Source organism: Janthinobacterium sp. GW458P (assembly GCF_002127585.1).
Taxonomy (GTDB): domain Bacteria; phylum Pseudomonadota; class Gammaproteobacteria; order Burkholderiales; family Burkholderiaceae_D; genus Janthinobacterium.
The window spans coordinates 168,655-180,892 of the sequence record NZ_NEGZ01000004.1; the positions used below are offsets into that span (position 1 = coordinate 168,655).

15 protein-coding genes are annotated in these 12,238 nt (G+C 66.2%); 5 read left to right on the forward strand and 10 right to left on the reverse strand.

The window, feature by feature from the left end; translation table 11 throughout:
• Positions 1-8: 8 nt before the first annotated feature.
• The 7 genes from CBW50_RS05535 to CBW50_RS05565 all read right to left on the reverse strand — a co-directional run bounded on the left by CBW50_RS05535 (position 9) and on the right by CBW50_RS05565 (position 5,357).
• The gene (locus CBW50_RS05535; RefSeq protein WP_086144594.1) at positions 9-1,781 is read right to left on the reverse strand and encodes an ABC transporter transmembrane domain-containing protein; all 1,773 of its coding nucleotides are present in this window, start codon (positions 1,779-1,781) and stop codon (positions 9-11) included.
• The gene (locus CBW50_RS05540; RefSeq protein WP_086144595.1) at positions 1,778-2,332 is read right to left on the reverse strand and encodes a hypothetical protein; all 555 of its coding nucleotides are present in this window, start codon (positions 2,330-2,332) and stop codon (positions 1,778-1,780) included. The genes CBW50_RS05535 and CBW50_RS05540 overlap by 4 nt, the downstream gene beginning before the upstream one ends.
• Positions 2,332-2,829, reverse strand: coding sequence for a MauE/DoxX family redox-associated membrane protein (locus CBW50_RS05545; protein ID WP_139842404.1), 498 nt, complete (start codon positions 2,827-2,829; stop codon positions 2,332-2,334). The genes CBW50_RS05540 and CBW50_RS05545 overlap by 1 nt, the downstream gene beginning before the upstream one ends.
• A 5-nt stretch (positions 2,830-2,834) precedes the next feature.
• The gene (locus tag CBW50_RS05550; protein ID WP_086144597.1) at positions 2,835-3,713 is read right to left on the reverse strand and encodes a hypothetical protein; all 879 of its coding nucleotides are present in this window, start codon (positions 3,711-3,713) and stop codon (positions 2,835-2,837) included.
• Positions 3,695-4,708, reverse strand: coding sequence for a RimK family alpha-L-glutamate ligase (locus tag CBW50_RS05555; RefSeq protein WP_086144622.1), 1,014 nt, complete (start codon positions 4,706-4,708; stop codon positions 3,695-3,697). Before CBW50_RS05555 ends, CBW50_RS05550 begins: the two co-directional genes overlap by 19 nt.
• A gap of 66 nt (positions 4,709-4,774) precedes the next feature.
• Complete coding sequence (locus CBW50_RS05560) at positions 4,775-4,966, reverse strand: hypothetical protein (RefSeq protein ID WP_086144598.1); 192 nt, start codon at positions 4,964-4,966, stop codon at positions 4,775-4,777.
• 196 nt (positions 4,967-5,162) lie between these two features.
• Entirely contained in the window at positions 5,163-5,357 is a 195-nt protein-coding gene (locus tag CBW50_RS05565) for a hypothetical protein (protein ID WP_086144599.1), read from the reverse strand.
• Between the two features lie 326 nt (positions 5,358-5,683).
• Between CBW50_RS05565 and CBW50_RS05570 the strand changes: the two genes are divergently transcribed.
• The 4 genes from CBW50_RS05570 to CBW50_RS05585 all read left to right on the forward strand — a co-directional run bounded on the left by CBW50_RS05570 (position 5,684) and on the right by CBW50_RS05585 (position 8,653).
• Complete coding sequence (locus CBW50_RS05570) at positions 5,684-6,070, forward strand: hypothetical protein (protein ID WP_086144600.1); 387 nt, start codon at positions 5,684-5,686, stop codon at positions 6,068-6,070.
• A gap of 19 nt (positions 6,071-6,089) precedes the next feature.
• A complete protein-coding gene (locus CBW50_RS05575) occupies positions 6,090-6,419 on the forward strand; it encodes a hypothetical protein (protein WP_086144601.1) in 330 nt (109 codons plus the stop codon).
• Between the two features lie 85 nt (positions 6,420-6,504).
• The gene (locus tag CBW50_RS05580; RefSeq protein WP_216356315.1) at positions 6,505-7,980 is read left to right on the forward strand and encodes a serine hydrolase domain-containing protein; all 1,476 of its coding nucleotides are present in this window, start codon (positions 6,505-6,507) and stop codon (positions 7,978-7,980) included.
• 19 nt (positions 7,981-7,999) lie between these two features.
• Positions 8,000-8,653: a hypothetical protein gene (locus CBW50_RS05585; RefSeq protein WP_086144603.1), complete on the forward strand. Its 654-nt coding sequence runs from the start codon at positions 8,000-8,002 to the stop codon at positions 8,651-8,653.
• Here the strand turns inward: CBW50_RS05585 and CBW50_RS05590 are convergent.
• Entirely contained in the window at positions 8,650-9,222 is a 573-nt protein-coding gene (locus CBW50_RS05590; RefSeq protein ID WP_086144604.1) for a type 1 glutamine amidotransferase family protein, read from the reverse strand. The two genes, CBW50_RS05585 and CBW50_RS05590, sit on opposite strands and share 4 nt — an antisense overlap.
• A gap of 201 nt (positions 9,223-9,423) precedes the next feature.
• Here CBW50_RS05590 and CBW50_RS05595 point away from each other — a divergent pair, with 201 nt between their 5' ends.
• Positions 9,424-11,106 (forward strand): phosphoethanolamine transferase, encoded by a 1,683-nt coding sequence (locus CBW50_RS05595; RefSeq protein ID WP_086144605.1) that lies wholly within the window; start codon positions 9,424-9,426, stop codon positions 11,104-11,106.
• A 62-nt stretch (positions 11,107-11,168) separates the two neighbouring features.
• Here CBW50_RS05595 and CBW50_RS05600 read toward each other — a convergent pair whose 3' ends face one another.
• Positions 11,169-11,942: a ferredoxin--NADP reductase gene (locus CBW50_RS05600; RefSeq protein ID WP_086144606.1), complete on the reverse strand. Its 774-nt coding sequence runs from the start codon at positions 11,940-11,942 to the stop codon at positions 11,169-11,171.
• 79 nt (positions 11,943-12,021) lie between these two features.
• A partial coding sequence (locus tag CBW50_RS29700) for a hypothetical protein (protein ID WP_216356316.1) occupies positions 12,022-12,238 on the reverse strand: 217 nt, incomplete at its 5' end.

Below are 12,238 nucleotides of genomic sequence, written 5' to 3' on the forward strand. Positions count from 1 at the left end.
GGCCCACTCTACAGGGTTGCCGTACTGTCATGCAACTGCTGGAACTGCGACAGCTGCTGCTGCATCAGCCGCGCATACTGGCCGCCGGCGCGCAGCAGCTCGGCATGCGTGCCTTGCTGGCCGATCCGGCCGTCTTCCATGACGACGATGCGGTCGGCCTTGACGATGGTGGAAAAGCGGTGCGCGATGATGATGGTGGTGCGCCCCTGCATCAGGGTGTCGAGGGCGCGCTGCACCAGCTGTTCGCTGGCCGCGTCGAGGGCGCTCGTCGCTTCGTCGAGAATCAGGATCTTCGGCGCGCGCAGGATGGCGCGGGCGATCGCGATGCGCTGCTTCTGTCCGCCGGACAGTTGCACGCCCCGTTCGCCCACCACGGTATCGTAGCCGTCGGGAAACGCCGCAATGAAATCGTGGGCGTGCGCCAGGCGCGCCGCCGCCAGCATTTCGTCGCGCGTTACCTGGCGGTCCGGCACGGCAAAGCCGATATTGTCGGCGATGCTGCCGGAAAACAGTGCCGGTTCCTGTTCCACCACGGCCATCTGCCTGCGCAGCTGCGCCACGCCATAGACGCGCGCGTCGACGCCGTCGAACAGCAGGCTGCCCGCGCCGGGCTGGTAATGGCCGAGGACCAGGCTGGCGATGGTGGACTTGCCCGCGCCCGAGGCGCCCACCAGCGCGATCTTTTCCCCGGCCCGTATCGACAGGCTGACGCCGTCGAGGGCCGTCGCCTGCATCCGTTCCGGGTAGGAAAAGCGCACGCCGCGCAGGGCGATGTGGCCGGCCAGCGGCGGCTGCGGCGGCGCTTCGGGCACGGCACGGTGGCTGCGCAGCAGTTCGAAGATGCGGTCCGTCGAGCCCATGGTGCGCATCCAGGTGTTCCAGAACTCGCTGATGGAGCCGGCCGTGTCCGTCACCATGCTGGCATAGATGACGAAGGCCGTCAGCTGGCCCACCGTCAGCTGCCCCTGGCCGATCAGGTGGGCGCCGAAGCACAGGGTGGTCAGCAGGGCAACAAAAGCGAGCAGCCCCTGCGCGCCCTGGAACACGGCCAGCAGCCGCGTGCCGGCCAGCGACACGTCCAGCAAGTGCCGCATCGCTTGCGCATAGCGGGCCATGGCGCCGCCTTGCTGGTTGAAGGCCTGCACCAGCCGTGCATGGGCGAAATATTCCTGCGCCACCTTGCCGCTGGCGGCCAGGCTGGCGGAAATGGCCCGCGCGCGCAGCCGGTAATTGCTGCCAGACAACTTTCCGAGATACAGGCTGATGGGGATGAACAGGGCCAAAGGCAGGCTCAGCATCGGTGACAATTGCAGCAGCATGGCGATGCCGCCCAAAAACACGCACAGCGAGCGCAGGGCATGGGCCGCGCCGATGGTCAGGCTTTCATGCAGGGCCGACACGTCGGACGTGAGCCGGCTGTTCAGCTCGCCGCCATGGTGCTTGTCGAAGAAGGCGATGGGGTGGTTGATCACCACGTCGAACAGGCGCCGGCGCACGCCCATGACGATCATGTGGCCGCCCGACTGCAGCAGGTAGAAGCGGGCGGCCGAGGTCAGCGCATACAGCAGGCTCAAGGCCAGCATGGCGGCGGCCATGCCCGGCGTGACGCCGCGCCGGGTGAGGGCGGCGACGTTGTCGATGAAATACGCGATGGCTTGCGGAAAGGCCAGCTGCGCGCCCACGGTGAGGGCCATGCACAGCAGGCCGGCGGCGATGCGCCAGCGCACGGGGTACAGCAGGCGCAGGCGTTCAAAATGCGGACCGAAGTTGATATTGCTCATGCGGCGCGCTCCTGCGACGGTTCGGCGTTCAATTGTCCGACCAGGGCCAGCCAGTCTTCGTCGCCGATCAGGCCGGCCGCTTCCACCAGTCCCTGGTCATTGACAAACACATAGGATGGCGAGCTCATTAGGGGATTGACGCGCCGGTAGTCGCGCAGCGCCAGCCGTGCCGTGACAGCCCGCAAGGCGTCGCCGGGCAGGAAGGCGCGCAGCCGGCGCGGTGCTTCCTCGCTGAGCAGCCACAGGGCCAGGCCCGCATCCCGCGCCAGCGGCAGCAGCCGTTCGACGCCGGCCAGCGTTTCCGCGCATTTCGGGCAGCGRCTGGCGAGGAACAGCAGCACGGTGGCCTGGCCGGGGGCGCCCGGCTGGAAACGGGCGCCGCCCGCCAGCGCGCGCGCTTGCACGGCGGGCAGGGGCTGGCCCGCTTCGAGGGCCGCGGGCGCCAGCCTTTCGCGGCGGCCGGCGCGCAGCACGGCCAGGCTCAGCCAGATATTGCCCGCGATGGCAAACGCCAGCGCGGCCAGCACCAGTTGCAAGGTCGTGTCATCCATCAGTGCGCCCTTGCCAGAGTGGCGATGTCGTGCAGGGAAAGGATGGCCACGCAGACGATAGCCGCCAGGCCGCCTGCCAATACAGTGGCGGCGACGGGCAAGGCCGCGTCTTGCGCCAGCGCAAAGTACGCGCCATTGATGCCGACCAGCAGGGCGTTGCGCAACAGGTCGTAGGGCGACACGGGCCGCGCCGCTTCGCCGAAGCAGTTGCAGCGCACGACGCTGCGCGTGAAGTAGCGGTGCACGAGGACGGCGGTGAGCGTGCCGAGCAGCAATAGCGACAGCTGCATCGGCAGATGCGTGCCGCCGGCCAGTATCCAGCCGGCCAGCAGCAGTTCGGCCGCCAGCAGGCCTGGCGCGGCCCAGGCGGCGGCCCGGAGCGGCAGGCCGAACGAGGTCGCCAGGTTGTCGCGGAAGGCCGTGTAGCCGCGCAGCTTGCCCACGGCGGCGGCCAGCAGCACAAAGGCGATGCAGCAGCGCGCAGTATCAGATAGCAATGCCGTCAGCATGCCGGCCCCGCTGGCGTGCTCCACTGCGGCGCGAAGCCGCCCGGACGCTGGCGCCGCAGCTGCACGCCGTCGCGCGTGGCCAGCAGCGCGTCCTGCCACGCTTCGTCGGGGGCGCTGCGCAGGGCGCCGCCTATGCTGGCCTGCAACTGCGTCGAGATGGCCCAGCCCAGCCGTTCAGCCTGGGCATCGCGCGCCATGTTCAGGCCCAGGCCGGCCAGCTCTTCGCGCGTCAGCGCATAGTTGTGCGAGTGATAACCGGTCACCAGCCGCGCGACGATGGCGCGCCGCGCCTCTTGTGTGGCGTCGGGCAATTGCCAGGCCAGCAATTCCTCGCCGATCTGCGCCAGTTCCAGGGTGGTGCGGTAGAAGGCCGTCAGGGAAGGCGGGAAGACGCTGCCGCACAGCAGGGACAAGGATTGCTGGCGCGCTTCGCCCGCGTCGACGCCGAACCATTGCTGCGCCATGTCGCCGAAGACCTTGATGTCGAGGCTGGAAAAGGCGCCGCCGTCCACGCCGTCGAGCTGCGGGTCGATCGGCGAGAACAGGGCCAGGTCGCCCGCGATGATCTCGTCGGCGCCCAGGGCCAGCAAGGTGGCGGCCGACTGGCAGTGGAAGGGCACGATAAAGCTCAGGTGGCGCGCATGCTGGCGCAGCAGCAGGGCAATGCGGCGCGCCGCGTTGACGATGCCGCCCCGTCCGTGCAGCACCACGTCGAGCCGCGCCACGGGGCCGATGCCCTGGCACAGTTCGTAGAGGGCGGGCAGCAGTTCCATGTCCAGGTGTGAGGCGGCCAGGACGATGGCCCGGCTGTCGCGCGCCTGTTCCAGCTGGCGCAGCTGGAGCGCAATCGCGTTCAGGTCTGGCTGTGGCATAGCGCTCCTTTGATCAGGGTGTCGGCCACGCTGTCGAGCAGGGGCAGGGTGGGTACCAGTTGCTGCACATATAAAAATTGCCCGACTGGATTGTTTTCCAGGAAAACATATTCGCCCTCGGGCGTGACGATCAGGTCCAGCGCCCCATATGCGAGGCCGTAGCTGTGCACGAAGTCGAGGCAGCGCCGGTGTATGTCGTCCGGCAAGGTTGCCGCCTCGTAGCGGATGGGCGCGGACATGTCGCGCGAATCGACGGCCGTGCGGGCATCGTCCTGCGTATACAGGCGCGCGGCAAACAGGTGCTGGCCGATGATGGTGACGCGCAGTTCGTATTGCTTGGCAATATATTCCTGGAACTGGCAGCTCAGCTCGCTGACGGCGTCCAGGCTGTCGAGCATGGCGTCGTCGACGACGGTGGTGCCGATGCCGGCGCTGACCCTGTCCCCGTCCCCGACGGCTTCGGCGGCCAGGCTGGGCGTGGACATGCTCTTGAAAATGATGGCTCCGCCAACGGCGGCGCGGAAGGCGCGCACGTCGTCGGGCACGTTGCTGATCAGCGTGGCGGGCACGCGAAAGCCCATGCGCGCCGCCCGTTCCAGCTGTTCGCCCTTCCATTGGGCGCCGCGCAGGGCCAGCGGATGGCTGAGCCAGTAGCAATCGAGCGCGTACAGCACGCTGAAGATGGCCTGTTCCGTTTCCAGCTGGGCATAGGCGCGCTCCTGCGGCGTCAGGTCGGCGCTGGCATAGGCGTAGTCGGCCCGCTTGCGCAGCCAGACGGCGCCCACTTGCCGCAGGTCCAGCCAGGCGCCGTCGGGCAGGCGGCGCAGGCGCGCGCCGGCCTGGCCGTGTTGCAGGCTCTGGCTCAGCTGGTAATCGCGGGGAAAGGCGTCGAGATCGATGCGCCATGGCGCATGGCCGCGGGCGGCGAGGATGGCTGCCACCAGGTCGGCGTGCAGATCGCCGCTATGGCTGACAATTAAAATCTGTTTATGCATGCAGGGCCCTGCGGCGAAAGAAAATGAAAAGCCTTGCCACGGCAAGGCTTTCAGCTGGCTCAAGTATCAGCAGAACTCTCCGCCGTCACTCGAACCGATACGCGAATAGCGGTATTGTTCTTCGCTGTCGACGGCTGTGCAGCCGGCCACGGCGACACCGTCGCGCACCTTCCAGGGCGCGGGATGGACAGGTTTTTCCTGTTCCTTCTTTTCCGCCAGCTTGAATGCGAACAGTTTTGTTTCTTTTTGATTATCCATGGGAATATCCTTCAGTAATCGTTATGCACCGGGTTTTGCGAATAAACACGTATTTTAAAAAATATATATCCGCTTGAATGGCAATGATGACGTTATTGCGGGCGCGCGGAAAAGCCGCGCCGCAATTGGCGCCGGTTTGAATATGCGGAATTGAATGAAAACCCCGCGCCGGGCGGGGATGATGGCGCCGGGAAGGTCAGCAGTACTGGCCGCCGTCGTTCGGCTGGAAGCGCGAGGAATCGCGGTACTGGTCATGGGTGCCGACCGCCGTGCAGCCGGCCACGGCGACGCCGTCGCGCACTTTCCAGGCGCTGGCGGGCGCCGCTGGTTTTTCTACCTGTTTTTCAGCCAGTTTAAACGCGAACAATTTGGGTTGGTTCTGTTTTTGCATTGTACTATCCTCTTGTGATGGTTAAGTACTGCTTGCGCTGTATGCCATGGTATATGGCCATTCGATATTAGCGCCGGAATAAATAGGCGTCAACTTGAAAATGCAGCGCAGGTATGCCGGCATTTGCGCAATTCTCACCAAATATAACGGCTTGTGATTATTATTAATATTTGATTAATAATGGCGGCGTGTATTTGAATGGCTGGCGGCGCGTAATTATTGCGCCGCAGTATGACGATAGATCTGGACGCATATTATCGGCAAGAAGGACGCGCATGCGGCAGGCGGCGCACTATAATGGCGCTTTTTCAGCAAGGGAACATTCCATGGAGACAGCCGTTAGCGACAGCCTGCGGCGGCAGGCGCAGGCGCATGCGCTGGCCGCGGCCTTCGTACACACGCTCGACCTGCGCGATCCTGTTGCGCTGCAACGCGAGTGGGCCATGTCGCCGGCGCTGGCCGGCGAAATCTGCGACATGGTGGACAGTTATTTTGCCCCGCAGCAGCGCCTGTCGCTGGCGCCGCTGGCGCACGCCTTCGTGCCGGGCAAGGGCGGCCGTCCGCCCGTCGACGTGTACGCCACCGACGCCGGCCCGCTGGGCATGGAATGCGTGCTGCTGGCCGACGGCAGGCCGGACGAAGCGATCGTGCACCTGGAAGTGGCCAGCCACGACGGCGCGCTGCGGCTGACTTACAAATACATCGGATCCTGAGGACGCCATGCACGAGCGGATGAACAAACAGATCAACGAAAACCAGCGGCGCATCTGCGACAAATACGGCTTGCCTGCGCAGGCGCCGGAAGCCATGGTGGCCCTGGCCATCGGCAGCCTCGAACAGTCGCCCATCTACGGCACGCGCATCGCGCTGCCGGAAAACGGCACCATCAGCTGGTTCATCCATTGCGGCGAGCACAGCGACGCCCTGGACTTTTACCAGCCCCTGCATGCGGCGCACCTGCGCGAGATGCTGCCGCAAGTGCTCGACTACCTGGCCTTGCCCAGCGGCGCCAGGTTCATCGTCGACCGCGAAGGCTACGAGGATGTGTGGCTGCAGGAATAAGTTTCTAATTGGCAAGATTCTCGTTGACCTTGGTAAAAAGATATGGGATGCTGCAGTTCCACCCGGTCCATCAGAGAGAGTCATCTTGCACACCCGTTTCCCGTCGGCCTTGCTCATCCTGGCGCTTGGCGCGGTCCTTGCGCCGCAGGCCCTGGCCGCCACTGCCGCGCCCGCCAGTGGACAGCAGGCCGGCCGCGTGGAGCGCGACATCGCCGCCTTCGTCCACGATGAAATGCGCGAACGCCGGATACCGGGCCTGCAAATCGCCGTCATCCGGCATGGCAAGGTGGTGCTGTCGCGCAATTTCGGCGTGGCCAGCCTGCAGTACGGCGTGCCGGTGACGGATGCGAGCCTGTTTTCCATCAATTCGGCCACCAAGGCGTTTACGGGCGTGGCCGTGATGCAGCTGGTGCAGCAGGGCAAGGTCGACCTGGGCGCGCCGATTGCCGCCTACCTGCCGGACTTGCCGCCGGCGTGGCAAGCCGTGACGGTGACGCAGCTGCTCAACCACACGTCCGGCTTGCCCGACGTGCTGGACCAGCGCCGCGGCAAGCTGGTGGGGCCGGACCCGGACGACGGCCAGGCGGCCTGGACGGCCGTGCAGGCGCTGCCGGTGGAAGCCCCGCCAGGCCAGCGCTACCGCTACAACCAGAGCAATTATGTGCTGCTGGCGCAATTGATCGAGCGCCAGAGCGGCCAGTCCTACGTCGATTTCATCCAGCGCGGGCAATTCGACCCGGCCGGCATGCGGCACAGCGGCTTCGGCGACGCGAAGGACGTGGTCGCCAACAAGGCCAGCTCCTATGTGCTGGGCGCCGGCGGCAAGGGCTACCGCAACGTCATCGAGGATTTTCCCGTCTTCATGCGCGCCGGGGCCGGCATCAACAGCAATACGGGCGAGCTGGCCAGCTGGCTTGCCGCGCTGCAAGCGGGACGCTTGCTGGCGCCCGCCGGCGTGGCGCGGCTGTGGCAAACGACCCGCCTGAATGACGGCAAGCCGGCGCCGTGGGCGCTGGGCTGGCCCGCCATCCGCCGCGACGGCCACCGCGCCGTGGCCGGCATCGGCGGCGGCCGTTCCGCCTTCTACGTGTATCCGGACGACGATCTGGCCGTCATTATCCTGAGCAACCTGGCCGGGGGCCAGCCGGAACAGCTGATCGACGCGGTGGCCGGCTTTTATATCCCCGCGCTGCGCCTGCGGTATGGCGGCGCGCATGCGGTGCAGCTGCTGCGCCACGCCCTCGGCGACGGCCCGTATGCGGACCTGGCGCCGAAACTGGCCGCCATCCGGCGCCAGCACGGCTTGCCGTCTCCATCCGAAAACGACTTGAATGCCTGGGGCTACCGCCTGCTGGCGCGCCAGCAGGCGCGGCAGGCCGTCGCCGTGCTCGGACTGGCCGTGCAGCTGTATCCGGACAGCGCGAACGGCCACGACAGTCTGGCCGAAGCGTATGAAGCCGACGGCGCCACGGCGCCGGCCATCGCGCACTACCGCCGTGCGCTGGAACTGGACCCCGGCAATGCGCATGCCGTGGCGCGCCTGCAAACCTTGCAGAAGTAAGCATGAGGGGCAATGCACGATGAGCGCTTTCGTCAGGTCGTCCAGCGTGTCCGCCTGCCGGCTGGTGTTTGCGCAGGGCCGGGCGCCCGTGGAGATCCGCGTCAGGCTCGACTGGGAATGCGTGGGCGGGAACCGCACGACTACGTGCGGCAAGGTCGGCGTGACTGTCGCGTATACGGACCCGGACGCGGCGCAGCCGTCGCAGGCGCGCGCCAGCCATGACTACAGTGACAGCTTCGGCCATACGCAGAGTCAGGGCATGGTCTTGCGCATCATCGACTTCCAGCTGCCGCCAGCCTTGACGCAGTGCGGCATCGGCACCATGATCTGGTCGCGCATCCACCGGGCGCTGGACGCCGCCGGCCTGCTGCCCATGCGGCTGACGGGCGGCTTGAGCAGCAAGGACGCGACGGTGCGCCAGGTCGATGCGGCGGGACGGCAGGTCAGGCAGATGGCGCACGGCGCTTTCTATCCCGCGTCCGTGCCGAATATCGCGCGCAGGAATGCCTTCTGGCAACGCATGCTCGATACGGCGGACAGGCGCTTCGACTGCGACGCCGCCGGCGCCGGCGGCTTTGCGGGTCGCTTCATCGATCCGGCGGCCCATCGTTCATACCATCGGCCGTTCGACGTCCTGGAAATCGACGCCGGCGTGCCGGGCGGGCTCCCTTAGCCGGGCTGGCCGTGCTCGGCGCCGTGCATGGCCAGGTAGGCGTGCAGGTTGTCGTCGGCGATGCCCAGGCTGCGCAGCACTTCGCGCGTAAAGCTGACGGGGGCCGTGCCGGGCGCCGTGATGACGCCCTGGTCGGCCACGGCCCAGGGCACGTCCTGGTACAGGGCGGCGCCCGCATAGCCGGTATCGGCCAGGTTGGCGGCGCCGTTCGAGGTGTGGCGGACAGTGTCGAGCACGCCCGCCTGCGCCAGCACGCGGGTGCCGTCGCAAATGCCGGCCAGCACGATACTGCGCGCACGCGCGGCGCGCAGCAGGGCGCTCACATCGGGCGCCTTGCCGCTTTGCCAGCTGCTGCCGCCGCACACCATGAGCAAGTCGAGTTCATCGAGCGCAATCTCTTCCAGCGCCAGCTGCGGCGTCACCAGCATGCCGCCGGACGAGGTCACGGGCTGGCCGCCCGGCGTGGCGAACTGCGTGTAGAAGCCGTAGTACAGGCGGGCGGTGGAGTTGAACAGGGCGGTTTCCCAGTCGGCGAAGTTCTCGGTAAGTATGGTGATGGCACGTGTCATGGCAAGTCCTGTCTCGGGTTGGTCGGTGTGGCGGGGGCCGGCTGCCTCCGCATGGCGAAATTATAATAAAAGGCACTGACAGTTTCTGTCAGGAGCATGCAGGCCCGGCGCCTGCAAATGCATTTTGCCAGCATGAAATGATGATGCAAGTGGCCAGGGACTTGGGCTACAATCGCGGGCCGCGTCCGCGCGGGCCACGCCATGCCATCCCCTACAACGCCCACCAGATTCTCTGCCGCCTCCATGCCGATCCTGTTTTACCGCGTCCTGACCAGCATTGCCGGCCTGCTGGTTTTCTTCTGTTCCGGCCAGTTGAGCGCCAACGAACTGCTCAAGCTGGGCGTGCTGCTGGCCGCCTTCCTGCTGGGCATAGGCGGCGTGCTGCACGCGTGGCGCTTGCCGGCCGGCGCGGCCGCCTGGCTGCTGCGCATCGTCGCGCCCGTGTTTTACCTGGACGCCGCCGTAAAAGGCTTCTTGCGCGCCTATTTTGGCATGCGGCCCAATGCCGCTGCCGTTTTACAGGCGATGTTTGCGACAGATCAAGCGGAGACGGCCGAGTTTTTCGTGCATAACGGCGCAGCCCTGGCGCAGGCGGCGTGCTGGTTCGTGGGCGTGACGGCGGCCGTGCTGCTGGCCGACCGCCTGCTGCGGCGCCGGCTGGCGCCGTCGCATGCCGCGCCTGGCCGCTGGCAGAAGGGCGCCGCCGCCTTCATGGCCGCGTTCCTGGTGATGCTGCATGTCAATACCACCATGCGGCGCGAGAATCCGCTCCTGTTCTGGCCGCTGCGCTACCAGCAGTACAGCGAACAGCTGGCCGCCATGCAAGCGATGCAGCAGGCACTGGCAACAAAGATGAGCTCACCGCTGGACTGGCAGGTGCGCTATGCGGGCGAGCGGGCGCGCACGGTGATCCTGGTGATCGGCGAGAGCACCAACCGCGCCTCGATGTCGCTGTATGGCTATGCGCGCGCGACCACGCCCCGGCTCGACGCCATGCGTTCGAAGCTGCTGGTCTTTAATGACGTGATTTCACCGGCGTCCAGCACGGTGGAATCGATGATGACGATGCTCACGCCGGCCGATCTCGGCAATCCCCACGCGTGGATGGCCAAGCCGAACCTGCTGATGCTGGCCGAGGCGGCCGGCTACAAGACCTTCTGGGTGTCGAACCAGGCGCGCAACGACGGCTGGATCGGCTTGCTGGCGGGCGAGGCCGATGAAAGCGATTTCATCAACTACGGCACTGGGCGCGGCGAAAACAATTTTGACGGCAACCTGTTCCAGCCGTTTGAGCAGGCGCTGCGCGATGCGGCGCCCAAAAAGCTGATCGTCGTGCACCTGCTGGGCGCCCATCCCAGCTATGGCATGCGCTACCCGAGCCGCTTTGCCCATTTCGGCCAGGCGCGCGACGCCGTCAGCGCGCAGATGGCCAGCCAGGGCAGGTCCGCGTGGATACGCCGCCAGCGCGACGCGTACGACAACGCCATCCGCTACGGCGACTATGTGCTGGGCAAGCTGATCAGCCTGGCCGAGCAAGCCAAGACGGACCGCGCCGCCTCGCTGCTGTTCGTTTCCGACCATGGCCAGGAGGTGGGCTACAGCCGCAACCACGCCGGCCATTCCGCTTCCGACAAGAGCGGCTATGAAATTCCGATGTTGATCTGGAGTAACCGGCCGCTGGGCGCCTCGCAGGCGGCGCGCGCGGCGCTGGAAAGCCGGCCCTACCAGACGGACAAGCTCGACGCGACCGTGCTGGGCCTGCTGAAGATCGAGACGCGCTACTACGCGCCGCATGACGATATCCTCAGCAGCACTTTTGCGCCCGTGCAGCGCTTCATGAACGGCTTGCAGTACCAGCGCGGCGCGCCGGCGCTGGCGCGCTGAAACGCAGAGGGCCCGGCGCCGCCGCAAGGTGCGGCGGGACCGGGCCCCCGGAGCGGTGCGGATTACTTCTCGGCGAACGCGCGCTCGACGACGAAGTCGCCTGGCGTCGAGGTGTTGCCTTCCTTGAAGCCACGCTCTTCCAGCATGTCCTTCAGGTCGCGCAGCATGTCCGAGCTGCCGCAGATCATGACGCGGTCTTCAGCCGGGTTCAGCGCCGGCAAGCCCAGGTCTTCGGCCAGCTTGCCGTTCTCGATCAGTTGCGTGATGCGGCCCATGTTGCGGAAATCCTCGCGCGTCACGGTCGGGTAGTAGCGCAGCTTGTCGCTGACCATCTCGCCCAGGAACTCATGCTGCGGCAGGTGCTCTTCCAGCAGCTCGCGGTAGGCCAGTTCATCGACCTGGCGCACGCCGTGCACGAGGATCAGCTGGTCGAAGCGCTCGTAGATGTCCGGATCGCGCACGATGCTGAGGAAGGGCGCCAGGCCCGTGCCCGTCGACAGCATGTACAGGCGTTTGCCTGGCAGCAAGTAATCGGATACCAGGGTGCCCGTCGGCTTGCGGCCGACGATGACGGTGTCGCCCACCTGCAAGTGCTGCAAGCGCGACGTCAGGGGGCCGCCCGGCACCTTGATGCTGAAAAATTCCAGGTGGTCTTCATAGTTGGCGCTGGCGATGCTGTAGGCGCGCAGCAGGGGCTTGCCGTCCACGCGCAGGCCGATCATCGTGAAATGGCCATTCGAGAAACGCAGCGACGGGTCGCGCGTGGTGGTAAAGGAGAACAGGGTATCCGTCCAGTGGTGCACGCTTAAAACGCGCTCTTCATTCATCGAACTCATAGTATTTGTTGGCTGGTCAAAAAAATGGTTAGTTGCTGGCAACTGCTGGCAAAAGTGAAACCCTGTGTAGGCCCAGCCGCTATTGTACTGGCGTCCACACGAAATTGTTACCGTCTATCGCCGCCATTGCTGCCGCACGCGGTGCCGACATTATAGTGCGGTTGGCAAGATCGGGCTGGAATTCCCCCTGAAACGCACGGCCGGCATGCGGACTCTTGACCTGGCTCACTTTTTCAGGGCGCCGCGCCATGGCTGCCGCCGGCGCGTGCCGGCGCGGCCGTGGCGCCGCCGCGCCA

Bases quoted from the DNA above. Each gene is read 5' to 3' on its own strand.
- CBW50_RS05585 (WP_086144603.1), top strand. From the start codon at position 8,000: ATGAGCGCTTTCGTCAGGTCGTCCAGCGTGTCCGCCTGCCGGCTGGTG.
- CBW50_RS05575 (WP_086144601.1), top strand. From the start codon at position 6,090: ATGAACAAACAGATCAACGAAAACCAGCGGCGCATCTGCGACAAATAC.
- CBW50_RS05570 (WP_086144600.1), top strand. From the start codon at position 5,684: ATGGAGACAGCCGTTAGCGACAGCCTGCGGCGGCAGGCGCAGGCGCAT.
- CBW50_RS05555 (WP_086144622.1), bottom strand. From the start codon at position 4,708: ATGCATAAACAGATTTTAATTGTCAGCCATAGCGGCGATCTGCACGCC.
- CBW50_RS05560 (WP_086144598.1), bottom strand. From the start codon at position 4,966: ATGGATAATCAAAAAGAAACAAAACTGTTCGCATTCAAGCTGGCGGAA.
- CBW50_RS05590 (WP_086144604.1), bottom strand. From the start codon at position 9,222: ATGACACGTGCCATCACCATACTTACCGAGAACTTCGCCGACTGGGAA.
- CBW50_RS05600 (WP_086144606.1), bottom strand. From the start codon at position 11,942: ATGAGTTCGATGAATGAAGAGCGCGTTTTAAGCGTGCACCACTGGACG.
- CBW50_RS05550 (WP_086144597.1), bottom strand. From the start codon at position 3,713: ATGCCACAGCCAGACCTGAACGCGATTGCGCTCCAGCTGCGCCAGCTG.
- CBW50_RS05595 (WP_086144605.1), top strand. From the start codon at position 9,424: ATGCCATCCCCTACAACGCCCACCAGATTCTCTGCCGCCTCCATGCCG.
- CBW50_RS05565 (WP_086144599.1), bottom strand. From the start codon at position 5,357: ATGCAAAAACAGAACCAACCCAAATTGTTCGCGTTTAAACTGGCTGAA.
- CBW50_RS05535 (WP_086144594.1), bottom strand. From the start codon at position 1,781: ATGAGCAATATCAACTTCGGTCCGCATTTTGAACGCCTGCGCCTGCTG.